The 23,299-nt window shown below is 72.4% G+C and carries 25 protein-coding genes; 11 read left to right on the top strand and 14 right to left on the bottom strand.

All coding sequences use genetic code 11. The features are described 5' to 3' along the window. Nucleotides 1-101 precede the first annotated feature (101 nt). The 3 genes from CRP49_RS25190 (at nt 102) to CRP49_RS25180 (ending at nt 4,228) form a co-directional block, all read left to right on the top strand. On the top strand, nt 102-1,628 hold the full coding sequence (locus tag CRP49_RS25190; protein WP_097255443.1) for a S8 family serine peptidase: 1,527 nt from the start codon (nt 102-104) through the stop codon (nt 1,626-1,628). 109 nt (nt 1,629-1,737) lie between these two features. Next, nucleotides 1,738-3,117 (top strand): CoA transferase, encoded by a 1,380-nt coding sequence (locus tag CRP49_RS25185; protein WP_097255442.1) that lies wholly within the window; start codon nt 1,738-1,740, stop codon nt 3,115-3,117. Between the two features lie 100 nt (nt 3,118-3,217). Beyond that, entirely contained in the window at nt 3,218-4,228 is a 1,011-nt protein-coding gene (locus CRP49_RS25180; protein ID WP_097255441.1) for a CopD family protein, read from the top strand. Between the two features lie 7 nt (nt 4,229-4,235). Here the strand turns inward: CRP49_RS25180 and CRP49_RS25175 are convergent, their stop codons facing one another. The 6 genes from CRP49_RS25175 to CRP49_RS25150 all read right to left on the bottom strand — a co-directional run bounded on the left by CRP49_RS25175 (nt 4,236) and on the right by CRP49_RS25150 (nt 10,418). Beyond that, complete coding sequence (locus CRP49_RS25175; protein WP_097255440.1) at nt 4,236-5,282, bottom strand: zinc-dependent alcohol dehydrogenase family protein; 1,047 nt, start codon at nt 5,280-5,282, stop codon at nt 4,236-4,238. Between the two features lie 110 nt (nt 5,283-5,392). Then, nucleotides 5,393-6,103, bottom strand: a complete 711-nt coding sequence (locus CRP49_RS25170) for a VIT family protein (RefSeq protein WP_094214664.1) — start codon at nt 6,101-6,103, stop codon at nt 5,393-5,395. Between the two features lie 112 nt (nt 6,104-6,215). Next, on the bottom strand, nt 6,216-7,442 hold the full coding sequence (locus CRP49_RS25165) for an amidohydrolase family protein (RefSeq protein ID WP_097255439.1): 1,227 nt from the start codon (nt 7,440-7,442) through the stop codon (nt 6,216-6,218). Then, complete coding sequence (locus tag CRP49_RS25160) at nt 7,439-8,722, bottom strand: amidohydrolase family protein (RefSeq protein ID WP_097255438.1); 1,284 nt, start codon at nt 8,720-8,722, stop codon at nt 7,439-7,441. The genes CRP49_RS25165 and CRP49_RS25160 overlap by 4 nt, the downstream gene beginning before the upstream one ends. A 14-nt stretch (nt 8,723-8,736) precedes the next feature. Beyond that, entirely contained in the window at nt 8,737-9,621 is an 885-nt protein-coding gene (locus CRP49_RS25155; protein WP_097255437.1) for an SDR family NAD(P)-dependent oxidoreductase, read from the bottom strand. After that, entirely contained in the window at nt 9,621-10,418 is a 798-nt protein-coding gene (locus tag CRP49_RS25150) for an acetoacetate decarboxylase family protein (RefSeq protein WP_097255436.1), read from the bottom strand. Before CRP49_RS25150 ends, CRP49_RS25155 begins: the two co-directional genes overlap by 1 nt. A 102-nt stretch (nt 10,419-10,520) precedes the next feature. On the opposite strand from CRP49_RS25150, the gene CRP49_RS25145 reads away from it, so the two are divergent. The 6 genes from CRP49_RS25145 (at nt 10,521) to CRP49_RS25120 (ending at nt 16,244) form a co-directional block, all read left to right on the top strand. Continuing rightward, nucleotides 10,521-11,147, top strand: a complete 627-nt coding sequence (locus tag CRP49_RS25145) for a TetR/AcrR family transcriptional regulator (protein ID WP_097255435.1) — start codon at nt 10,521-10,523, stop codon at nt 11,145-11,147. Between the two features lie 271 nt (nt 11,148-11,418). After that, nucleotides 11,419-12,405, top strand: coding sequence for a DEDDh family exonuclease (locus tag CRP49_RS25140; protein WP_097257526.1), 987 nt, complete (start codon nt 11,419-11,421; stop codon nt 12,403-12,405). A 114-nt stretch (nt 12,406-12,519) separates the two neighbouring features. Further along, nucleotides 12,520-12,753 carry a hypothetical protein gene (locus CRP49_RS25135; protein WP_097255434.1) on the top strand — a complete coding sequence of 78 codons (234 nt, stop codon included), beginning with the start codon at nt 12,520-12,522 and terminating at the stop codon, nt 12,751-12,753. 49 nt (nt 12,754-12,802) lie between these two features. After that, on the top strand, nt 12,803-13,600 hold the full coding sequence (locus CRP49_RS25130; RefSeq protein WP_097255433.1) for an SURF1 family protein: 798 nt from the start codon (nt 12,803-12,805) through the stop codon (nt 13,598-13,600). A 98-nt stretch (nt 13,601-13,698) separates the two neighbouring features. Beyond that, nucleotides 13,699-15,483: a glycoside hydrolase family 15 protein gene (locus tag CRP49_RS25125; RefSeq protein WP_097255432.1), complete on the top strand. Its 1,785-nt coding sequence runs from the start codon at nt 13,699-13,701 to the stop codon at nt 15,481-15,483. 5 nt (nt 15,484-15,488) lie between these two features. Further along, nucleotides 15,489-16,244: an SDR family oxidoreductase gene (locus CRP49_RS25120; protein WP_097255431.1), complete on the top strand. Its 756-nt coding sequence runs from the start codon at nt 15,489-15,491 to the stop codon at nt 16,242-16,244. A gap of 18 nt (nt 16,245-16,262) precedes the next feature. On the opposite strand, the gene amaP is transcribed toward CRP49_RS25120, so the two are convergent. From amaP to CRP49_RS25095, 5 genes are read right to left on the bottom strand one after another with little or no spacing between them, the layout of a single operon-like run. Beyond that, nucleotides 16,263-16,844: an alkaline shock response membrane anchor protein AmaP gene (gene amaP / locus CRP49_RS25115; RefSeq protein WP_097255430.1), complete on the bottom strand. Its 582-nt coding sequence runs from the start codon at nt 16,842-16,844 to the stop codon at nt 16,263-16,265. A 4-nt stretch (nt 16,845-16,848) separates the two neighbouring features. Beyond that, nucleotides 16,849-17,487: a DUF6286 domain-containing protein gene (locus CRP49_RS25110; RefSeq protein ID WP_097255429.1), complete on the bottom strand. Its 639-nt coding sequence runs from the start codon at nt 17,485-17,487 to the stop codon at nt 16,849-16,851. Further along, nucleotides 17,484-17,903 (bottom strand): Asp23/Gls24 family envelope stress response protein, encoded by a 420-nt coding sequence (locus tag CRP49_RS25105; protein ID WP_097255428.1) that lies wholly within the window; start codon nt 17,901-17,903, stop codon nt 17,484-17,486. Before CRP49_RS25105 ends, CRP49_RS25110 begins: the two co-directional genes overlap by 4 nt. Continuing rightward, nucleotides 17,900-18,094 (bottom strand): hypothetical protein, encoded by a 195-nt coding sequence (locus tag CRP49_RS25100; RefSeq protein WP_094214678.1) that lies wholly within the window; start codon nt 18,092-18,094, stop codon nt 17,900-17,902. Before CRP49_RS25100 ends, CRP49_RS25105 begins: the two co-directional genes overlap by 4 nt. A gap of 42 nt (nt 18,095-18,136) precedes the next feature. Further along, a complete protein-coding gene (locus CRP49_RS25095; protein WP_097255427.1) occupies nt 18,137-18,610 on the bottom strand; it encodes an Asp23/Gls24 family envelope stress response protein in 474 nt (157 codons plus the stop codon). Between the two features lie 102 nt (nt 18,611-18,712). Here CRP49_RS25095 and CRP49_RS25090 point away from each other — a divergent pair, with 102 nt between their 5' ends. Then, a complete protein-coding gene (locus tag CRP49_RS25090; RefSeq protein ID WP_097255426.1) occupies nt 18,713-19,444 on the top strand; it encodes a nucleopolyhedrovirus P10 family protein in 732 nt (243 codons plus the stop codon). Between the two features lie 31 nt (nt 19,445-19,475). On the opposite strand, the gene CRP49_RS25085 is transcribed toward CRP49_RS25090, so the two are convergent. From CRP49_RS25085 to abc-f, 3 genes are all read right to left on the bottom strand, one after another. Continuing rightward, nucleotides 19,476-20,279 (bottom strand): enoyl-CoA hydratase/isomerase family protein, encoded by an 804-nt coding sequence (locus CRP49_RS25085; RefSeq protein WP_097255425.1) that lies wholly within the window; start codon nt 20,277-20,279, stop codon nt 19,476-19,478. A 129-nt stretch (nt 20,280-20,408) separates the two neighbouring features. After that, a complete protein-coding gene (locus tag CRP49_RS25080) occupies nt 20,409-20,630 on the bottom strand; it encodes a helix-turn-helix domain-containing protein (protein ID WP_004002281.1) in 222 nt (73 codons plus the stop codon). A gap of 335 nt (nt 20,631-20,965) precedes the next feature. After that, nucleotides 20,966-22,564 carry a ribosomal protection-like ABC-F family protein gene (gene abc-f / locus CRP49_RS25075; RefSeq protein WP_097255424.1) on the bottom strand — a complete coding sequence of 533 codons (1,599 nt, stop codon included), beginning with the start codon at nt 22,562-22,564 and terminating at the stop codon, nt 20,966-20,968. Nucleotides 22,565-22,886: 322 nt separating this feature from the next. On the opposite strand from abc-f, the gene CRP49_RS25070 reads away from it, so the two are divergent. After that, a complete protein-coding gene (locus tag CRP49_RS25070; RefSeq protein WP_097255423.1) occupies nt 22,887-23,297 on the top strand; it encodes a VOC family protein in 411 nt (136 codons plus the stop codon). Nucleotides 23,298-23,299: the final 2 nt, after the last annotated feature.

Genomic DNA, 23,299 nt, shown 5'->3' with positions numbered 1-23,299 from the left:
CAGTCCCGGGAGATAGCTTCGCCCTGCACCACCCGTCATGTACCTGCCCGAGCACCACCTGTGTCTCGGGCGGTTTTGTATCCGGATGATGTGGAGATCCCATGGCTCATCTGCGCTCCAGACGCCGGCTCGCGCTCGCCGTGCCGGTCGTGCTGTCGCTGACCGTCTCGCTCGGATTCCTGCCGACGGCGGCCTCGGCGGCGACCCCCGCTCCCACGGCAGCGCGGGCTGCGGACGGCCCCGGCCTCGCGTACGTGGTCAACACCCGCACGGACCGCCACACGATCGAGTCGGTGCAGCAGGCCATCACCCGCAACGGCGGGACCATCGTGGAGAGTTACGACCGGATCGGTGTGATCGTCGCCCACTCCGCGAACCCCGACTTCGGCGCGCAGATGCGTGCCGTGCGGGGAGTGCAGTCGGCGGGTGCCACGCGCACCGCTGCGCTGACCGCGGCGGGGACGACGGACGAGGGCGCCGTGCAGGTCCTGTCGAAGGCGGAGGCCGCGAAGCTCGCCGACGGCGCGGCGGCCGGCCAGGAGCCTCTCGAGGCCGACCAGTGGGATCTGCGGGCGATCGGTGCCGACAAGGCCGCGACGATCGACCCGGGCAGCAGGAACGTGACCGTCGGCGTGATCGACACCGGCGTCGACGACACCCACCCGGACATCGCCCCGAACTTCTCCGCGTCCCAGTCGGCGAACTGTGTGAGCGGCAAGGCGGACACGACGTACGGCGCCTGGCGGCCGGTGGACGCCGACCACTACCACGGCACGCATGTGGCGGGCGAGATAGCCGCGGCCCGCAACGGCATAGGCGTGGCGGGTGTGGCGCCCGGGGTGAAGGTCGCGAGCATCACCGTGGCCCAGCCGGACGCGACCTCGCTGTTCTACCCCGAAAGCGTGGTCTGCGCCTTCGTGTTCGCCGCGGACCACGGCATCGAGATCACCAACAACAGCTACTACGTTGATCCGTGGCTGTACAACTGCATGGACGACCCCGATCAACGTGCCATCGTTGACGCGGTCAACAGGGCCCAGCTGTATGCACAGCACAAGGGCACGCTCAATGTGGCCTCGGCCGGCAACTCCAACCACGACCTCGACGCGGACGCGATCGTCGACACCTCCAGCCCCGACGACTCCACCGCCACGACGCGGACGATCGACCCGCACGAGTGCTTCGACGTGCCGACCCAGCTGCCCGGTGTGGTCACCGTGAGCGCGGTGGGCGTCAAGGGCACCAAGTCGTACTACTCCAGCTACGGCCAGGGCGTCGTCGACGTGGCGGGGCCGGGCGGCGACAAGTACCAGATCCCGGACACGCCGTCGAAGAACGGCCGCATCCTGTCCACGCTGCCGAACAACCAGTACGGCTTCCTCCAGGGCACGTCGATGGCGTCCCCGCACGTGGCCGCCGTGGCCGCGCTGCTGAAGTCGGCCCACCCGCACGCCACCCCGGCCCAGCTGCAGGCCCTTCTGAAGGCCCAGGCGGACAACCCGGGCTGCCCGAGCGACCCGTACGACGGGAACGGCGACGGCGTCGTGGACGCGACCTGCGTCGGCGGCAAGCGCGTCAACGGCTTCTACGGCTTCGGAGTCGTCAACGCACTGCGCGCGGTCGAGTAGCACGCCACCACCGACGGACAGGTCCTGCCGGAGCCTCTTCGGCAGGACCTGTCTGCATTCGCATCCCCTCAGGCAATCATTGATTCAATCAATGATGCATAGTGAAGTAATGACTGCATTCAATACTGCCTGGCACGCAGTGGGCGGCGATCCCGCTCTCGCATCGCGCGCGTCGAGCGTCGTACGTCGGGGAGCGCTCGAAGCGAGGCTGCCCGTACGGGAGTTGGCGCGTGCCTGTGTGGGGGCGTCTGCGCTGGCCGCCGCCGAGCTGGGGGCGCGGCGGGCGGGGCTCGCCGAGGTGCCGGCGGTCGGGGTGGACGACGGTGCGGTCGCCGCCGCCTTCCACAGTGAGCGGCTGCTGCAGGTCGACGGGCGGACGCCGGTCTCCTTCGCGCCGCTGTCGCGGTTCTGGCGCACGGCCGACGGCTGGGTGCGCACCCACGCCAACTACCCGCACCACCGGGCCCGGTTGCTCGGCGCGCTGGGCCTGCCGGCGGACGCCTCGGCGGACGAGGTGGCCCGTCGGCTCGCCGAACGCTCCGCCCTGGAGGTGGAGGAGGCGGTGTACCGCGCCGGCGGTCTCGCCGTGGCGCTGCGCACCCCGAAGGAGTGGGCGGCGCACGAGCAGGCCGCCGAGGTGGCCGCCCGGCCCCTGGTCGAGCGTGAGCGGCTGGACTCGGCGCACGCGCGCGTGCTCCCCCCGCTCGATCGGGCCGCCGCTCCCCTGCTGCCCGCCGCCGGGCTCCGCGTCCTCGACCTGACCCGGGTGCTGGCCGGGCCGGTCGCCACCCGGACGCTGGCCCTGCTCGGCGCGGACGTGCTGCGCGTGGACGCCCCGCAGCTGCCCGAACTCGCCGACCAGCACGCCGACACGGGTTTCGGGAAACGGTCGGCGACCCTCGACCTCACCACCGACCGGGACACCTTCGAGGAGCTGCTGGCCTCGGCGGACGTCGTCGTCACCGGCTACCGGCCGGGCGCCCTGGACCGGTTCGGGCTCTCCCCCGAGGCGCTGGCCGGGCGGCGCCCGGGGCTGGTCGTGGCGCAGGTGTCGGCGTGGGGCGCGTACGGGCCCTGGGGCGGGCGGCGCGGCTTCGACAGCCTGGTGCAGGTCGCGTCCGGCATCGCGGTGACCGAGGGCTCGGCGGACCAGCCCGGCGCCCTGCCCGCGCAGGCCCTGGACCACGGCACCGGCTATCTGCTGGCGGCGGCCGTGCTGCGGGCGGTGACCGAGCAGTCGTACGACTCGGGCAGCCGGCTCGTGCGGCTGGCGCTCGCCCGGACCGCGCGCTGGCTGACGGACGAGATCCGGCCCGGCCCGGCCACGGGCGCCGCCGCCTACGAGGGACCGGACGCCTGGCTGGCCGAGACGGACAGCCCGCTCGGCCGGCTGCGGCACGCCCTGCCGCCGGTGTCCTTCGCGGGCGGCCCCGCCGACTGGGCGCGGCCTCCGGTGCCGTGGGGTTCGGACCCGGCCCGCTGGGCGTGAGCGGGCGGGCGGCCGGAAACGTACGTATGAGGGGAATGCCGTAGCCCCAGTTGTTTTCCGGGACTTGCCCGGTTCTGTGACGGCTGGCGAAGATCACGGGGTGACCTTGATACGACCGAGTGCCGACGCCGCCGACGCGAACCGACCGGCGCGCCGGTCCGGCACCGGCCGGTCCGTCGCCGTCCTGGTCCTGGTGGCCCTGGCCGCCTTGATCCCGCTGTCAGGGCCGTCGGCCGCGCTGCACGGCACCGGGGAGGCCGCCGCTCCCGGTGTCGGTGGCATCGCGCTGCTGCGGGGGGTGTTGTTCGCCGCCCTGTGCGTCCCGCTGGGCGAGCTGCTCGTGGGCCGGCTCGCCCGGCGCCTGCCCGATGCCCCGCCCGAACGACCGCGCAGCTGGGCCCCGTCGGCGACCGGCGCGGGCTTCCTGGCCGCGCTGGCCCTCGCCTCGGTGGTCTCCACCGGCAACCTGGTCCCGCACAGTCTCGGCCAGATCGACGTCGGCGGCCTGTACGACTCCCGCGACGGCAAGCTGGCGCTGCTGGAGGTCAACGCCTTCCTGCTGGCGGCGCTGTGCGCGCGCTCGCGCCGCCCGGCGGCCCAGGTGTGGCCGCTGGCCGCGGTGGTCGTCGCGGAGGCGCTGCGCGCCCACCCCACGACCGAGCACAGCCCGCTGGTCGGCTCGGGTCTGACGCTGGTGCACCTGACCTGCGCGGCGCTGTGGGCGGGCGGCCTGCCGCACGCGCTGCGGACGCTCAGGCGGTGGCACGGCCACGCGGCCGGGGCCGCGCTGCTGGGGATCTACGCGCGCGTGGCCGCCGTTCTGCTCGCGGCCCTTACCGCGACGGGCGTGTGCAGTGCGCTGCGGCGCATGCCGGCGGCCACGATCCTGGACCAGCTGACGACGACGGCGTACGGACGCACCCTGCTGGCCAAGGTGATCCTGGTCGCCGTCGTCGCCGCGCTCGCCCTGTGGGCGCGGATCCGGCTGCGCCGGGCGGCCGACCCGCTGACCGCCTACGCCCCCGCGCGGGCCGAGGTGATCGCCCTGGGCGCGGTGGTCGCGGTCTCGGGCCTGCTCACGGCGCTGCCGCCGCCGATCCGCTGGTCCTAGCGGGTGCCTAGCCGTTGGTGACGAGCACCTTGAGGGCGGTGCGCTCGTCCATCGCCTTGTAGCCGTCCGGCACGCCCTCGATGCCGACGGTCATGTCGAAGACCGGCGAGGGGTCGATCGTGCCGTCGAGGACGTCGGGCAGCAGGTCGGGGATGTAGGCGCGGACCGGCGCGACACCGCCGCGCAGCGCGATGTTCCGGTCGAACATGACGCCGAGGTCCAGGCCGGTGCCGCTGCCGTGCGGCACGCCGACGAAGCCGATCGCGCCGCCGTCGCGGGTGATGTTGACGGCCGTACGCATGGACTGTTCCGTACCGACGGCCTCGACGACGGCGTGTGCGCCCTGGCCGCGGGTCAGCTCGCGGACGGCCTCGACGGCCGCGTCCCCGCGCTCGGCGACGACGTCGGTGGCGCCGAAGCGGCGCGCGATGTCGGTACGGACCTCGTGGCGGCCGAGCGCGATGATCCGCTCGGCGCCCAGCCGCTTGGCGGCCAGCACCGCGCACAGGCCCACCGCGCCGTCGCCGACCACGGCGACCGTGGCGCCCGGGCGGGAGCCCGCGCCGAGGGCGGCGTGGTGGCCGGTGCCGAGGACGTCGGAGAGGGTCAGCAGGGCGGACAGCAGGTGGTCGTCGGAGGCCGCCTCCTTGGGCAGCTGGACGAGGGTGCCGTCGGCGAAGGGCACGCGCACGGCCTCGCCCTGGCCGCCGTCGTAGCCGACGGAGCCCCAGAAGCCGCCGTGCTCGCAGGACGTCGTCAGGCCCTCGCGGCAGTAGTCGCAGACGCCGTCGGACCACATGAAGGGGGCGACCACGAGGTCCCCGCGCCTCACCGTGCTCACCTCGGAGCCGGTCTCCTCGACGACACCGAGGAACTCGTGCCCGATGCGCTGTCCCGGCTGCCGGGCCGCCTCGCCCCGGTAGGCCCACAGGTCGCTGCCGCAGATGCAGGCGCGCAGCACCCGCACCACGGCGTCGGTGGGCAGCTGCACCATGGGTTCGGGGACGTTCTCCACGCGCATGTCGTACGGGGCGTGGATGGTGGTGGCGCGCATGGCGAGGGTCCTTCTCGTGCGGGGTGTGGTGCGATGCGCTCGGGGGGTGGTCGAGCGCACTTCACGGTACGTCGTCCCCGTCGCCGGTCGCGCGGCCAGGGTGCGGTCCGCTACACCCCCGCCGCGCCCAGCAGCGTCCCCGCCGCGTACGTCACCCCCATGGCGAGCGCCCCGCCCACCACGTTCCGCAGCACCGCGGGTCTCGGGTCGGCCGCTCCCAGCCGGGCGCTGCTCCAGCCGGTGAGGACGAGCGCGGCCAGCACGCAGACCACGGTCACCGGGAGCCGCCGGTCGGCCGGCGGGAGGACGATCGCCAGGAGCGGCAGCAGCGCGCCCACCGTGAAGGACAGGAAGCTCGCCCAGGCCGCGTGCCAGGGGTTGGTCAGCTCGTCCGGGTCGATGCCCAGCTCCACGCGCGCGTGTGCTTTCAGCGCGTCCCGCGCGGTGAGCTGCTCGGCGGCCTCCCGGGCCACCTCCCGGGACAGGCCGCGCTGCCGGAGCAGTTCGGTCAGCTCCTCCAGTTCGGCCTCGGGCTGCTCCTTCAGCTCCCGTTTCTCCACGGCCAGCGCGGCCATCTCGGAGTCGCGCTGGGTGGAGACGGAGACGTACTCCCCCGCCGCCATGGACATCGATCCGGCGAGCAGCCCGGCCAGGCCGGCGGTGAGCAGGGCGGCCCGGTCCTGGGTCGCGCCGGCCACGCCCACGACGAGTCCCGCGGTGGAGACGATGCCGTCGTTGGCGCCCAGCACGGCCGCGCGCAGCCAGTTCAGCCGGGAGCCGAGCGCGCCTCCGTGGGGCTCGTCGTGGGTCGGTTCCGTCACATGACGGAGGATCGCACCCCGGGCGGCACGGGACACGGACCGACGCTCGCGGCCGAGTCACTGGACACACACCGACGCCCGCCCCAGAGCCACCGGACACGTCCCCCGCGCCTCACCAGACCCGCACCCTCGCCCCCCGCGCGAACACCGGGCTCGTCGCGTCCGCCGGCGGCTCCTCCAGTGGCTCCGCCAGCTCGGCCACCGTCGGGCCCACCTTCGCCGCGATCGGGTCCAGGAGGTCCAGGTCGAAGCCGTAGACGCGGGCCGCGTTGCCGCCGAGCATGGCTGCCAGCTCCGCGCGCGGGACGCCCGCGTAGGCGAACCGCAGGCCCTCGCGGGTGTACGGGTAGGTGCCCTCGTCGTGGGGGTAGTCGCTGCCCCACATGATCTTGTCGACGCCGATGCGGTCGCGGAGCGGGACCTCGTGCGGGCGCATGAAGCTGGCGCCGACGAAGCAGTGGTCGCGCCACACCCGGGACGGCGCCTCGCCCATGGACTCGGCCAGACCGGCGCCGAACTTGGCCTCGGCGGTGTCGGCCTTCGAGGCGGCCGCGACCAGGCGGCCGTGGTAGTAGTCCAGCATGTCGAGGACCCCCGGGATCCAGCCGGAGCCCTGTTCGGTCAGGACCAGTTTCAGCCCGGGGTGGCGGCGGAAGGCGCCGCCGAAGACCAGGTGCCACAGGGCGCGGTGGGAGAACCAGGTCGTCTCGACCATGAAGACCGCGCGCGCGGCCGGTTCGTCGCCGAGTGGCGGGGAGGCGGAGCCCGCGTGGTGGTTGACGGGGACGCCGAGTTCCGCGCAGACGGCCCAGATCGGGTCGTACGCGCGCGAGTACAGCTCGGGCAGACCCGAGCCAGGCGGCGTCCCGGGCAGCATCAGGCCACCCTTGAGGCCTGCCGAGGCGGCCCAGCGGATCTCCTTGACCGCCTCCTCGACGTCGGCCAGGAGGATCTGGAAGACACCCGCCCGGCGCCCTGGCGCGGCCGCGCAGAAGTCCGCCAGCCAGCGGTTGTGGGCGCGCAGACCGGCCCAGCGCCGCTCGAAGTCCTCGGCGGTCGGGGGCGGGGCCATCAGGGAGCCGGACGGGAAGAACGGCGGGATGGTGTTCGGGAAGATCACCTCCGCGACGATCCCGTCCGCCTCCAGCTCCGTGAGGCGCCGCTCGGAGTTCCAGTTCCGGTCGGCCGAGTCGGCGAGCAGGTCCTCGTAGGGGTTGACGTAGGTGGCCGCCCAGATGTCGAAGTCGTCGTGGTAGCGCTTGTCCAGGTACGGCTTGTAGTCCAGCAGGTCGGCTCCCGCGTGGCAGTCGGCGGAGATCACCGTGTACCGGTCGTTCACTGCGTCACCCCCAGGGTCGGGAAGTCGTGGTCGGTCAGCCAGTGCCGGCCCACCTCGCGCGAGCGCGCCCAGGAGGCCTCCACGGCCGCCTGGTCGGCCTGCTGGCCGAGGTCGGCGGGGGTGGGGCCGATGCGCTCGGCCAGGGGCGTCAGGCGGCGTACGTCGAAGCCGAAGACCTCCGCCGCCGCCAGGCCCAGCATCCGGCGCGTCTCGCTCACCGGGATGTCGTGGAAGGTGCGCCGCAGCCACGCGCGCGTGTCGGGCCAGGTGCCCTCGGGATGCGGGAAGTCGCTGCCCCAGAGGATGTTGTCGACGCCGATCTCGTAGCGCTGGGCGAGTTCGCGGCGCTTGGTGTTCGTCGCACAGACGAAGACCTGGCGGTCGAGGTACTCGTGCGGCGGGCGTTTCAGCTCCTCGAACGGGGAGAGCTTCTTGCCGCCGTGCGCGCCGAGGTAGAGGCGGTCCATGAACCACAGCAGGTTCGGCAGCCACCAGCAGCCCGACTCCGCGACCCCGAACCGCAGTCCTGGGTGGCGTTCGAAGACACCGGACCAGAGCAGGAACCACAGCGGCCGGGCCGGCCACCAGGTCACCTCGCTGACGAAGATCCCCAGGTGGTCGCCGTACTCATGGCGCGGCGCCGATCCGGAGTGCGTCAGCACCGGCATCCCGCACTCGGCCGCCGCCGCCCACACGGGGTCGTACCGGCGGTCGTGGTACGGCTCCTTGTCGCCCCAGAGGGCGGGGATCATCAGCGCGCCGAGCCCGGACTCCCTGGCGCGGTGGATCTCGGCGACCACCGTCCGCGCGTCGGCCGTGACCGGCAACAGGGCCACGCCACAGTGCCGTTCGGGGTTCTCGGACACGAACTCCGCGAGCCAGCGGTTGTGTGCCCGCGCGCCCGCCATGCCCAGCTCCGGGTCGTGGTCACCGGACAGCCCGAGGCCCACCCCGAAGGGCGCGGCGGTCTGGCTGTCCACGGCGTCGGCGTCCGGGAAGACGACTTCCGCGGCCACGCCGTCGCCGTCCAGCTCCTTGAGGCGCTGCGCGGTGTCCCAGCCGCCGCGCAGGCCCTCCTCGTTGTCCTGGAACCACTTGGTCGCGAACGCCTCGTTGCGGATGCCGAGCCGGGTCATCTCCTCGCGGCGCCGCTCGCGGCCCGCGAGGAACTCGTCGAAGTCCCGGTGGAAACGGGACTCCAGGTAGGGCCGGTACCGCTCGGTGGGCAGCCCGGCATGGCAGTCGGAGGAGATGATCAGGTACGGGTCCTGGCTGGTCACAACAGCCTCCCGGGTCAATCGAGTACGAAGCTTTCGAGGTACGTCGGGTTCGCGCGCTCCAGCATCGAGTGCGCCCGCGCGCGGATCTGGGCGTCGCTGTGCTCGCTCTCCGGCAGCAGCCAGAAGCGGTCGGCGCGGATGCCGGCCACGACGAAGTCGGCGACCTCCTCGACGGGCGTGAAGGCGATCTCCCTGCCCGCCGCGCGCATCGCGGCCTCCCACTGGTCGAGACTGCGGTACGGCGTCCTGCGCGGCCGCTGCTTGGCGTATCGCTCGGGCCGGTTGCGGTGCGACTCCCACAGTCCCGTGCGCAGCATGTGCGGCCCCGGGAAGAGCACCGAGGCGCCCACGCGCGCGTGCTCCGCCTTCAGATGGGCGTACAGGGACTCGGTGAGCGTGACCACGGCGGCCTTGGTGACGGCGTACACGGAGGCCGTCGGCAGGGGTGCGATGCCGCCGTCACCGGAGGATGTATTGACCACATGACCGGGTTGACCCGACTTGATCATCCTGGGCAGGAAAGCCTGTACACCGTGGAAGACGCCCCACACATTGACCGCGAAGGCCCACTGCCAGTCGTTCGGCTCGTGTTCCCACATGCGCCCCTCGGCGCCCGAGCCGACCCCCGCGTTGTTGCACAGGACGTGCACGGCGCCGTAGGCCTCGTACGCCGACTCGGCCAGCTCCAGGACCTGTTCGCGTACGCCGACGTCGACCACGCGCGCGTGCACGTCGGCACCCCCCGCGCGCAGGTCGGCGGCGGCCTTGTCCAGCGCGGTCTCCTCGACGTCGGCGAGGACGACCTTCAGGCCCTCGGCCGCGAACCGCCGCGCCATCGCCAGCCCGATCCCGCTCGCCGCTCCGGTGACGACGGCGACCTGTCCCGCTCGCAGGTCCATCACCGGCTCCCCTCGGGCGGCCCGTCATGGATCTGCAGCGGGTCGTCGTAGCGCTGGTGGACGTACGGCAACAGGGCCTGCGCGTCGACGCGTTCCACCACCCGGCCGCGCTGGTCGCTGGTCTTCTCGCCGATGGTGATCTCCCGCAGGCGCAGCACCGGGAGATCGGCGACGGGGTCGTACGGGGACTCGCGGAGCACGACGTCCCCGGTGATCCGCTCCAGCCGGCGGACCTTCTCGTGCCGTACGCAGTGCACCAGCACGGGGTCCGCGTCGAAGCCCGAACCGTCCACGGCCGGGAGGAACTTGAAGTAGAAGTCGGTCTTCCGTGAGGGCTCCGGGAGGGACAGCTCGCCGCTCACCGCGCCGCGCACCTCGACGAAGGCGATGCCGTGCCGGGCCAGCGACGCCCGGACGGCCAGGCCCTCGCGCTCGACGGTCACCTCGCCGAGCTTCTTGGGCTCCCCGAAGACCTCACGGCCGCCGGTGAGGGCGCGCTCGTGGGTCATCGGCATCACCAGCGGGTACCAGCCCTCGACCTCGCCGTGCGCGGCGGCGACCGCGAAGGAGCCCGCGCCGAGCGGGTATCCGGGCAGGTCGACCTTGCTGATGTTCACCCGGACGAGCGGGCTGCCCGTGGGTTTCAGGGGTGGTGGCAGCACCGCCGCGACCGCGTCCGGGTCGGTCTCCCAGACGGCCACCACACCGGTGGACCAGATGTCGGGGAGCCGCGCGCTCGCGGTGCGCGTGGCGGCGATCTCCCGCTCGGTCCGTGCTCCGTACCGTACGCGTGCCATACGCCGTACCGCCCTTCTTCTGACGGGCCGTCATCTGTAACACAGTTACAGCAGACCGGACGCGGGGTAAATACGCGTGCACGGGCCGAAGTTGGGAGGATCATGGCGAGAGGGGCGCTCAGCCGGGAGGAGGTCCTGGAGGCGGCCGCCGAGCTGGTGCGGCAGCACGGCCCGGACGCCCTGACCATGCGCAAGCTCGCGGCGGAGCTGGGCACCGCCGTCACCTCGATCTACTGGCACGTCGGGGGCCGCGAGGCCCTGCTGGACGCCCTGGTGGAGCGGACCGTGGCCGGTCTCGGTGAGATCCGTCCCGCGGGGCGTACGCCCGAACAGCGGGTCGTCTCCGTGGCGCGCGCCCTGCGCCGGCAGCTGCGCGACCATCCGCACCTGGTGGCCCTGGTGCACGAGCGCGGGCTGACCGAGCGGATGTTCCTGCCCGCCCAGCAGGCCCTGGTGCGCGAGGCGCACGCGGCGGGGCTGCGCGGTGCCCGGGCCGCCGAGTTCGTGCGGGCGGTGCAGTTCCAGGTCGTCGGTCATGTGCTGGTCGAGCGCAACCGCGAGCGTGCCCCGGTGCAGCGGCCCGGCGAGGAGGAGCTGTGGCGCGCCGAGGCCGCCGGTGACGACCCCGCCCTGGCCCGCGCGCTGGCCCGCCCCGTGGACGCGGAGCGGCTGTTCGTCACCGCCGTACGGGCGTTGGTGGGGGCGCTGCTCGCACCGCGCGGAAAATGACTCCGCAAGCGTGCTTCCTTCTCTCCCTTTCCTGGCCACCCACGCCACACCGAGGCAACGCCCGGCCACCCACGCCACACGGGGGCAACGGCCGACGGCGCGCCGCGCCGGGTGGCTGCCGGCCGTCTGCCTCGAACTGTCCCGCGGGTCGGCCGCATTGTGGTCGCCGCACGTACGTGCGTGCGGTGGCCGAGTGGGAGGGCGAGCGTGGCGGCCGGGTTCGGCCCCTGCGGGACAGCGCTGTCGGTCGTGGCCCGTATCCTCAATGACCATGCTCGAAGACCGTGCGACCGCAGTGTCCTCCCCCACTCAGTGGCCGACCGCGTATCCGAAGGGATACGCGGTCGTTGACGTGGAGACCACCGGCCTGGCCCGGGACGACCGGATCATCTCCGCCGCCGTCTACCGGCTGGACGAGCGCGGCGAGGTCGAGGACCACTGGTACACCCTGGTCAACCCGGAGCGCGATCCGGGCCCCGTGTGGATACATGGTCTGACGAGCGAGGTGCTCGAAGGGGCGCCGCTGTTCGCGGACGTCGCTGAGGAGTTCGCGGCCCGCCTCGACGGCCGGGTGCTGGTCGCGCACAACGCGGTCTTCGACTGGCAGATGATCGCGCGCGAGTACGCGCGCGCGGAGCGCGAGGCGCCGGTGCGGCAGCGGCTGTGCACCATCGCGCTGTCCAAGGAGCTGGGGCTGCCGCTGCCCAACTTCAAGCTGGAGTCGCTGGCGGCGCACTTCGGGGTCGTACAGCAGCGGGCGCACCACGCGCTGGACGACGCGCGCGTGCTCGCGGAGGCGTTCCGGCCCAGTCTGCGGGCGGCCGCGGCGGGCGATGTACGGCTGCCGCTGCTGGAGTGCCGGCCGCTGACGGAGTGGTCGGACGCGCCCCGGATCGGCCGGCAGGCGAGCGGGGGGTACGGCAACTACCGGCCGTCCAGTTGGCGCCCGTCCCGGAAGCGGCCCGCCTGCCCCTATCCCAACCCGGGCCGGTACGAAGACGGCAAACGTCTCAAACAGGGCATGCGGGTGGCGTTCTCCGGGGACACCTCCACCGAACGGGAGCTGCTGGAGGACCGGGCAACCGAGGCCGGGCTGCACGTGGCGACGAGCCTGTCCCGGCTCACCAGCCTGCTGGTCACGAACGACCCCGACTCGGGCACCTCGAAGGTGGTCAAGGCACGGCAGTTCGGCACGCCGGTCGTCGACGAGGCCGCGTTCGGGCAGCTGCTGAGGGATGTCGAGCCCGCCGACGAGTGAGCGGACAAAGGACTCGCAGCGAGCGGACACGGCACCCGTACGGATGGGTGATTCGCCGCGACTCGCCCGCCGCCCGGCACCCCGCGACGAGGGCGACGGCTCACCCTGTGGCGCATGGCGAATTGCGAAGTTTGCGGCAATGACTACGGGATGACCTTCGAGGTCCACGCACAGGGTGCTGTGCACGTGTTCGACTGCTTCTCCTGTGCGATCCACCGCATGGCCCCGATCTGCGAGCACTGCAAGGTCTCGATCATCGGCCAGGGCGTGGAGGCCGACGGCAGCTGGTTCTGCGGCGCCCACTGCGCCCGCGCCGAGGGGAAGGTGGGGATCGTCGACCGCGTGTGACCCGGCACCCGCCCGATCGCACCCCACGACCGAGTTGTACCGTCGTGGGGTGCACCGCTACCGCTTCCTGCTGACCCGCCAGTGGGTGATCCTCACCCTCGTCGCGATCGCGCTGATCCCGACGATGATCAGGCTCGGCTTCTGGCAGCAGCACCGGTACGAGGAGCGCACCGCCCGGAACAACCTGGTCTCCCAGGCGCTGCACGCCAAGCCGGTCCCCGTGGAGCGGCTCACCTCCCCCGGGCACACCGTGACCCGCACCCAGAAGTACCGCATGGTCACCGCGACCGGCACCTTCGACCCCTCCCGGGAGGTCGTGGTGCGGCGCCGTACCAACTCCGACGACGAGGTCGGCTTCCACGTCCTGACCCCGTTCGTCCTGACGGACGGCAAGGTGCTGCTGGTCAACCGGGGCTGGATCCCCGCGAACGGCGTACAGACCGCCTTCCCCAAGATCCCCGCCCCGCCCGCCGGCCGGACCACCATCACCGCACGGCTGAAGGCCGACGAGACCACCGCGGCGAGCGGTATCAAGAACGTCAAGGGTCTGCCGGACCGGCAGATCATGCTGATCAACAGCGCGGAGGAGGCGCGACGGCTCGGTGCGAAGGTGCTCGGCGGCTACGTCGAGCAGACGGCGCCCGAGCCCAAGGACGGCTCCCCGGAGCAGATCTCCGACCCGGGCAGCGAGGACGCCCCGCTGAACTACGCGTACATGATCCAGTGGTGGCTGTTCGCCGCAAGTGTCCCGGTGGGCTGGTGGTTCCTGGTCCGGCGCGAGATCCGCGACCGCGAGGAGGCCGCCGCCGAGGAGCAGCCCGAGGCGACGGAACCCGCCACCGTGTGATCCCCGGCCCCCGGGGGACCCTCGGTCCCCCTGGGGAGCCGTCACTCCCCCGGCGCACCGCCGGATTGGCCCCCAGGCCCTTCGGGAACCCGCATCCCGTGAACGCGCGCATCGAGGACTACGCCCTCATCGGCGACGAGCAGACAGCGGCGCTGGTCGGCAGGGACGGCTCGATCGACTGGCTGTGCCTGCCGCGCTTCGACTCCGCCGCCTGTTTCGCCCGGCTCCTGGGCAACGAGGACAACGGCCACTGGCGGATCGCACCGAAGGGCGCGGACACCTGCACCCGCCGCGCCTACCGGACCGGCACCCTCGTCCTCGACACCGAGTGGGACACCCCCGAGGGGACGGTGCGCGTCACCGACCTGATGCCGCAGCGCGACCGCGCCCCCGACGTCGTACGCATCGTGGAGGGCGTCAACGGGCGCGTCACCGTGCACAGCACGCTCCGCCTGCGCTTCGACTACGGGTCCATCGTCCCGTGGATGCGCCGCTGCGACAGCCATCGGGTGGCCGTGGCCGGACCGGACTCGGTGTGGCTGCGCACCGAGCCCCATGTGCACATCTGGGGCGAGGACTTCAGCACCCACGCGGAGTTCACCCTCGCCGAGGGCGAGCGGGTCGCGTTCGTGCTCACCTGGCACCCCTCGCACGAGCCGCGCCCCCCGCTCGTCGACCCCTATCAGGCACTGAGCGCCAGTGTCCGGGACTGGCGCCGCTGGACGTCCCGCTGCCGCTACGAGGGGCCGTACCGGGACGCCGTCGTACGGTCCCTGATCACGCTCAAGGCCCTCACCTACATCCCGACGGGCGGGATCGTCGCCGCGGCCACCACCTCGCTGCCCGAGGAGATGGGCGGGGTGCGCAACTGGGACTACCGCTTCTGCTGGCTGCGCGACTCCACCCTCACCCTCGGCGCCCTGCTGTCGGCGGGCTACCACAAGGAGGCCGAGGCCTGGCGCGACTGGCTGGTCCGCGCGGTCGCGGGGGACCCGGCCGACCTGCAGATCATGTACGGCGTGGCGGGTGAGCGACGGCTGCCGGAGTTCGAGCTGCCCTGGCTGTCCGGCTTCGCCGACTCCGCGCCCGTACGCGTCGGCAACGGCGCGGTCGACCAGCTCCAGCTGGACGTGTACGGCGAGGTCATGGACTCACTGGCGCTGGCCCGCAGCGCGGGCCTGCCCAGCAAGCCGCACATGTGGTCGATCCAGTGCGCGCTGATGACGTTCCTGCAGTCGGTGTGGCGGCAGCCCGACGAGGGCCTGTGGGAGGTGCGTGGCGGCCGACGGCAGTTCGTGCACTCGAAGGTGATGGTGTGGGTGGCCGCCGACCGCGCCGTACGGATGCTGGAGCAGAACCCGGAGCTGAAGGGCGACCTGGCGGGCTGGCGGGCGATGCGCGACGAGGTGCACCGGGAGGTGTGCGAGCAGGGCTTCGACGCCCGGCGCAACACCTTCACCCAGTACTACGGCTCGCGCGAGCTGGACGCCGCGGTGCTGCTGATCCCCCGCGTCGGCTTCCTGCCGCCCGACGACCCGCGCGTGATCGGCACGGTCGAGGCGGTCCGCGACGACCTCGGCCACGGCGGCTTCGTACGGCGTTACGACACCGACGCCATCGGTGTCGACGGGATGCCGGGCGGTGAGGGTGCCTTCCTCGCCTGCTCGTTCTGGCTGGCGGACGCCCTGCATCTGATCGGCCGCACCGACGAGGCCCGGGAGCTGTTCGAGCAGCTGGTGGGCCTCACCAACGACGTGGGGCTGCTGTCCGAGGAGTACGACCCGGGACTCGGCTGCCAGGCGGGCAACTTCCCGCAGGCATTCAGTCACATCGCGCTGGTGAACACCGCGCTCACGCTGTTCGGGGACCAGGGGGCAGGATAGGGGCCATGGATCTTGGACTGAAGGACCGGGTGTACATCGTCACCGGCGCCACGCGCGGGCTCGGCAACGCCGCCGCGCGGGAGCTGCTCGCCGACGGGGCGAAGGTGGTCATCACCGGCCGCGACGAGAAGCGGGTGGCCGACGCGGCCGCCGAACTGGGCGAGAACGCGGTCGGCGTGGCCGTCGACAACTCCGACGCGGGGGCCCCCGAGCGGCTGATCGCGGCCGCCCGGGAGCACTTCGGCGGCTTCCACGGCGTCCTCGTGAGCGTCGGCGGGCCGCCGCCCGGGTTCGTCGCCGACAACACGGACGAGCAGTGGCGGGACGCGTTCGAGTCGGTGTTCCTCGGCGCGGTCCGGTTGGCCCGCGCGGCGGCGGCCGAGCTGGAGCCGGGCGGGGTCATCGGGTTCGTGCTGTCCGGGTCGGTGTACGAGCCGATTCCGGCGCTGACGATCTCCAACGGGTTGCGGCCCGGGCTCGCGGGGTTCGCCAAGTCGATCGCCGACGAGCTGGGGCCGCGCGGGATCCGGGTCGTGGGGCTGCTGCCGGGGCGCATCGCGACGGATCGCATGAAGCAGCTGGACGGGTTGTCCGCGGATCCTGAGGCCACTCGGGCGGCCAATGAGTCACGGATTCCGATGCGTCGGTATGGGACGCCTGATGAGTTCGGGCGGGTTGCGGCGTTCTTGCTGTCTCCGGCCGCGTCCTATGTGACGGGGGTCATGGTGCCTGTGGACGGGGGGACACGGCACGGGTTCTGAGGGGTCGGATTTTCGGCGTCAAGTCACCCTTTCCGCACGGTGTTTGACTGCCCCCAGTCGTACCTCCGCCGGAAGTGACGCCAAGCCCGCCGACTCTCGTGCGTGCGTCAGAGACTGGTCGGTGAAGTCCCTCAGTGCCGCCCCGGGGTCCACATCCGGCTCCAGTCGCAGCCACGCACGCACCGCAGGCGTCGTACGGCGGCCCGTCAGCAGGGTCTCGGTGTGGGACACCCCCTGTTGGAGGGCCGCTTCCGCCGCCAGGGCTGTCTCCAGGGCCTTGCCGCGCAGCAGGGCGCCCTCTCCGTCGCCGGTGTCGACCAGGACCTCGGTCAGGCGGCGTCGGCGCAGGATCGCGGTGAGCCACCACAGGGCGAGCAGCACGAGAAGGGCCAGGGCGGCGATGACCGTCGGCCACCACCAGCGGGCGTCCCGCCAGCGGGTGCGCTCGGCGGTGCTGAGCAGGACGTCGTGCGGGCCGGTGTGCAGCCACCAGTGCGGCGGCGGTGCGCCCAGGCCCACGGCCAGCACCGCGCCGCCCACGGCGAGCAGCAGCAGGCCCACGAGTCCGAGCAGGACGCGGTTGACGGTACCCCTGTGCATACCGTCACCCCTTCCGTCCGGGGCGGCGGACGTGCACCGACAGCGCGGGCGGCCGGGACAGTCCGAGTCCCCGTACCGCTTCGGTGAGCACGGCGTCCAGGTCGGCCTGTACGTCGTCCAGGCCGCGGAAGTGCGAGACCGCGCGGACGTCGGCCCTCCTCCGCCGCATCCGCACCCGTACCGCGCGCACGCCCGAGACCTCCATGGCCCGGTCGCGCAGCACCTGAGCGGCCGCCTCGCGCCGGAGTCCGGCGCGGACGTCGGGATGCGGGCGCCGCATGGGCAGCAGGTCCCGCAGGCCGGGCGTGACGGCGAGCACGATCAGCCACAGGCCGAGGGCGGCGGCGACCCCCGCCCCGGCCAGCACCCAGGTGTCGTCCAGGGGCCGCTCGGCGAGCTGCCGGGCGAGGGAGCGACGCCAGTGCATCGCCGGACGGTGGGCGCGTACGGCGGCGATGTCGTACAGGAAGACGGCCGCGCCGGCCAGGAGGCACAGGGCGACGACGGCCGCCGGGACGCGGCGCGCCGACCAGAAGCGGCCGCTGCCTTCGGGGAGCAGGGCCGGTGGGGTGTCGGGGGTCTTGTCGATGTCGAGGACGGGCAGTCGCTGGGTGGGGCTCTCGGGTGGCCGGGGCTCGCTCATGGCGTCCTCCCGTGGGGTGCGCCGGGTGCCGGTGTCCGGTGCAGCCGCTCGACCTGGACGGCGACCTCCGACACCTCCATGCTCACCAACGCGCCTACCCGCTCCACGACTTGCCGACGCACGGCGGCACAGCGGGCGCCGATGTCGCAGGGGTAGCCGAGTTCGAGCACGACGCGGACGCGGGCTGTGTCGATGGGGGTCCCCCCGCTCGAGCGAAGCCGAGAGTGGGGGAGTACGACGACGGTGGCGTGCGGGGGCGCGGCGCCCGCGGGCAGCGGGGCGAGCGCCTCGCGTGCGGCCTGGGCGGCGATCTTCGCGACGACCCGGTCGGCGATCCGGGTGGCGCCCCGCTCGCCGGGCGGCACGAGGTCCAGCGGCCCGCGTGCCGTACCGGTCTCCGCGCTCACGGCGGTCACCGGCCGCGGTCGCGCCGGTCGCCGCGGGTGCGGAAGAAGTCACCGGGCTCCAGGTCACCCTCCAGGAACCGGCCGGCGATGAACCCGACGGCGCCCAGCGCCGCCACCAGCAGGAAGGCTCCGAACCCGCCGAAGTACCCGGCGAACCCCAGCGCCATTCCGGCGATCATGCCGACCACGGCCATGCTCATGCAGCACTCCTCAGCTCGTCAGGTGTGCGGGGGCCCGGCGCGTCACTGGATCCGGGGCGCCTCGGGCTCCTCTTCCTCTTCTTCGGGGAGCTTGACGTCGCTCACCGCGATGTTGACCTCGACGACCTCGAGTCCGGTCATGCGTTCCACGGCGGCGATCACGTTCTCCCGTACCGCGCGGGCGACGTCGGTGATGGAGACGCCGTAGTCCACGACGATCTCCAGGTCGAGTGCCGTCTGCACCTCGCCGACCTCGGCCTTCACACCCCGGGTCACCGACTTGGCGCCGCCCGGCACCCGGTCGCGCACAGCCCCGAAGGTGCGGGCCAGGCCGCTGCCCATGGCATGGACGCCGACCACGTCCCGGGCGGCCAGTCCGGCGATCTTCTCCACGACGCCGTCGGCGATGGTGGTGCGCCCCCGGGTCGCCGGGTCCCCGCCGCCGCGTCTGGTGGCCTTACGGGTCGACACCTGCGGTTCGTTGTCACCGTCCGGGGTCGTCGTCATCTCGGTCATCGCCGTACGTCCCTTTCGGTTGCCGGCCCTTTCGGTTGTCGTACTGCGACCACCGTAAGCAAGGATGCTCCGTTGCGCGCCGGGATGCGGCAGGCTGGAGGAATGACGGCGGACCAATGGACGCAGGCAGTCAGGCATCAGCTGGGGCTGGGCAGGCTGCTGCCGCTCGGCGGCCCGGGTGACGGGGCGTGGGTCGCGGAGGGGGCGGCCGTGGCGGTGCTGGCGCGCGCTGCGGCGACCGAGGTACCGCAGGTGCGCCTCGGCACGCTGCGGATCACGCTCGCCGATCCGGAGGACGTCCACGAACCCGTCGTACCGCCTCCGCCGAGCGCTCTGCCCCCGGGCCCACTCCGGGTGACGGCGGACTTCGCGGCCACGGCCACGGATCCCCTGCCGACGACGGCGTCCCGCCTGCGGCTGGCCCTGGCGACGGCCGCGACGGACCGCCTGGGCCTCACGGTGGCGGAGGTCGACCTCCGGGTGACGGACCTGCTGGCGGCAGAGGCGGCGGACGGCCAGGCGACGGCGGTACGGGCACCGCAGCCACCGCCCGCCCGCGAGACCACCGACCCCGACGAGTCCCTCGCGGCCACAGCCGCGCTCTCCGTCCCCGGCGTGACCCATCTGACCGGCTCGCTGGGCGGCTTGGGCCGTGCGGTGCACATCGAGCAACGCACGACCGACACCTCACTGCCCCACCGCCACGTCCGGGTGGAGGCGGCGGTGGGGAGGGACTACCGGGCCGTGGACGTGACCAGGCAGGTACGCACGGCGGTACGGACCGCACTGAAGGACCACCCGACGGTGGCGGTCCTGGTTACAGCGGTCGACTGACTCCGCTGCCCCGCTGTGCCCGGCGCAGAGCTCATTCGCCGACGCCGGCCAGGTCCCGCAGCCGCCGACCCTGCGCAGCCCGCTCAGCCGCACGCTGCTCGTCGTACGTACGATCCACCGCACCCCGCAGCAACGCCTTGGTCTCCACCACGGCATCCCGCGGTGCGGCCACCATCGCCGCGGCCAAGTCCGCAACGGCACCGTCCAGTTCACCGACGGGCACCGCGAGGTTGGCCAGCCCCGACTGCACCGCTTCCGCCGCCCCGACGAACCGCCCGGTCACGCAGATCTCGAGCGCGCGGGCGTACCCGACGAGGCCGACCAGCGGATGCGTGCCGGTCAGGTCGGGAACGATGCCGAGGGCGGTCTCGCGCATGGCGAACTGCACGTCGTCCGCGACGACCCGCAGATCGCACGCGAGCGCGAGCTGGAACCCGGCACCGATGGCGTGCCCCTGGACGGCGGCGATGGACACGATGTCGTTCCGCCGCCACCAGGTGAACGCCTCCTGGAACTCGGCGATGGTCGCGTCGAGCCCGGCGTCGTCACGGCGCGCGATATCGGTGAAGGTCGGCTCGCCCGGGATCCCCTCCGGGGTGAACATCTGTCGGTCCAGCCCGGCGGAGAAGGACTTGCCCTCGCCGCGCAGCACGACGACGCGGACAGAGCCCGGCAGCAGCCGACCGGCCTCGGTGAGCGCCCGCCACAGGGCGGGGCTCTGCGCGTTGCGCTTGGCCGGGTTGGTCAGCGTCACCGTGGCGAGCGTGTCGTCGACGGTGAGCCGTACGCCGTCCTTGTCGAGTACAGGAGCGAGGTCCTGGTCGGGCGAAGCCATGGGGCGCCTCCGATGAGTGCGGTCATCACGCATTGCCGTACGGCATGCTAAGTGACTGCACAGTAACCACCCGGCCGATCGATCAACCGACCGGGTGGCCACCATCGAAGGCCGATGGGCCGCCCGGAGTCAGGACGATGCGGCCTTCTTGCCCCGCGTCGCTCCGCCACGCCCACGGAGCGTGACGCCCGACTCACTGAGCATCCGGTGTACGAAGCCATACGAGCGGCCGGTCTCCTCGGCCAGCGCCCGGATGCTCGCACCGGAGTCGTACTTCTTCTTCAGGTCTGCCGCGAGCTTGTCGCGCGCGGCGCCGGTCACCCGGCTGCCCTTCTTCAGAGTCTCGGCCACCCGTGCCTCCTCATGGGAAGTGCGCTCTGGTCTCCTCATGATCACCCCTCCAGGGCGTGATGGCCACCCATTCGGCAAGGTCCGTGAGACATCGTTGTGACGACAGGAGCACATCCCCACATGCGGAATCTCCGATTCCACGGTGGAGCGTCCACGGGGCCGAACGGGTGGATTCGCGAAGTACCAGGTCAGGGACGCGAAGCGGCCGATCCCTTGGTGGCCAAGGGATCGGCCGCGAAATCGATGTACGACACACCTCGATACGAGGAGATCTCACACAGATGATGGATCACGGATCGGCCGAATGATCCATACACAGTGGATCAGTCTTTCGATCAAGCCAGGGCGACGAGATCCGCGTAGTCGGAGCCCCACAGGTCCTCGACGCCGTCCGGCAGCAGGATGATCCGCTCCGGCTGGAGCGCCTCGACGGCGCCCTCGTCGTGGGTGACGAGGACGACCGCGCCCTTGTAGGTGCGCAGGGCGCCGAGGATCTCCTCGCGGCTCGCGGGGTCGAGGTTGTTGGTCGGCTCGTCCAGGAGCAGGACGTTCGCGGAGGAGACGACCAGGGTGGCGAGGGCGAGACGGGTCTTCTCGCCGCCGGAGAGGACACCGGCGGGCTTGTCGACGTCGTCGCCGGAGAACAGGAACGAGCCCAGCACCTTGCGGACCTCCACGAGGTCCATGTCGGGGGCGGCCGAGCGCATGTTCTCCAGGACCGTGCGGTCGGGGTCCAGGGTCTCGTGCTCCTGGGCGTAGTAGCCGAGCTTGAGGCCGTGGCCGGGGCGGACCTCGCCGGTGTCGGGCTGCTCCACCCCGCCGAGCAGACGCAGCAGGGTGGTCTTGCCGGCGCCGTTGAGGCCGAGGATGACGACGCGGGAGCCCTTGTCGATGGCCAGGTCGACGTCGGTGAAGATCTCCAGGGAGCCGTACGACTTCGACAGGCCCTCGGCCATCAGCGGGGTCTTGCCGCAGGGCGCGGGCTCCGGGAAGCGGAGCTTGGCGACCTTGTCGGACATCCGGACCTCTTCGAGGCCGGACAGCAGCTTCTCGGCGCGGCGGGCCATGTTCTGCGCCGCGACCGTCTTGGTGGCCTTGGCGCGCATCTTGTCGGCCTGGGCGTTGAGCGCCGCGGCCTTCTTCTCGGCGTTCTGCCGCTCACGCCTGCGGCGCTTCTCGTCGGCCTCGCGCTGCTGCTGGTAGAGCTTCCAGCCCATGTTGTAGACGTCGATCGTCGAACGGTTCGCGTCCAGGTAGAAGACCTTGTTGACGACCGTCTCGACCAGGTCGACGTCGTGGGAGATCACGATGAAGCCGCCGCGGTAGGTCTTCAGGTAGTCGCGCAGCCAGATGATCGAGTCGGCGTCGAGGTGGTTGGTGGGCTCGTCGAGCAGCAGCGTGTCGGCGTCGGAGAAGAGGATCCGGGCCAGCTCGACACGGCGGCGCTGACCGCCGGAGAGCGTGTGCAGGGGCTGGCCGAGCACGCGGTCGGGCAGGTTGAGCGCGGCGGCGATGGTGGCGGCCTCGGCCTCGGCGGCGTACCCGCCCTTGGTGAGGAACTCCGTCTCCTGGCGCTCGTACTGCTTGAGGGCCTTCTCGCGGGTGCCGCCCTTGCCGTTGGCGATGCGCTCCTCGTTCTCGCGCATCTTGCGGATCAGTACGTCGAGGCCGCGGGCGGACAGGACACGGTCGCGGGCGAGGACGTCGAGGTCGCCGGTGCGGGGGTCCTGCGGGAGGTAGCCGACCTCGCCGGAGCGGGCGACGTTGCCGGCGGCCGGGATGCCCTCGCCGGCGAGGACCTTGGTGAGTGTGGTCTTGCCTGCGCCGTTGCGGCCGACGAGGCCGATGCGGTCGCCCTTGGCGACACGGAAGGTGGCGTTCTCGATGAGGATGCGCGCACCGGCGCGCAGCTCGATACCGGAGGCGGAGATCACGGACAGACTCCAGGGCGTACGGGGTTGACGGGTGGGCGGCTGAGGACGTTCCCGCCGTCTAATGCGCGAGGAGAATGGCCATGGGCCAAGTCTAACGGGGCCGTGCAAGCGGTTTTTCTACGTCCGTACGTTCGGGTCGCTGTCCGAAGGGGCGTTGAGCAGGGGAACACGCCGTCCGCTGTGATACGCCCCACGTCGTCCACGGCGGCGAGGTACCGGACCGGAGGCCCGGCCCGGTACGACGCCTGCCGCTGAGGCGTTGTCAGTGGTGGCTGCGAGACTCGATGCGAGGACCCGACCGACGCACGAAGGAGTGATCGGCATGGCAGGCACGGGCGGACGGCCGAGCATCTGTCCGACGCTGCTGTACGCGGACGCGAAGGCGGCGATCAGGCAGCTCACGGAGGCCTTCGGCTTCACCGAGCTGTCGGTGTACGAGACGGCGGACGGCTCGGTGATGCACGCCGAGCTGGTCCAGGGCAACGGCGCGGTGATGGTCGGCTCCAAGGGCCGCGGCGGCCTCTTCGACACGGCCATGAAGGACGCCGGGCCCGCGGGGGTGTACGTCGTCGTGGACGACGTCGACGCCCACCACCAGCGGGCCGTGGAGCACGGCGTGGAGATCCTGATGCCCCCGACGGACCAGGACTACGGCTCGCGGGACTACATGGCCCGGGACGCCGAGGGCAACATCTGGAGCTTCGGGACGTACTCCCCCGAGACAGGCGGCTGAGC

The organism is Streptomyces sp. Ag109_G2-15 (genome assembly GCF_900215565.1).
Taxonomy (GTDB): domain Bacteria; phylum Actinomycetota; class Actinomycetes; order Streptomycetales; family Streptomycetaceae; genus Streptomyces; species Streptomyces diastatochromogenes.
This window is presented reverse-complemented; position numbering and strand designations above follow the sequence as displayed.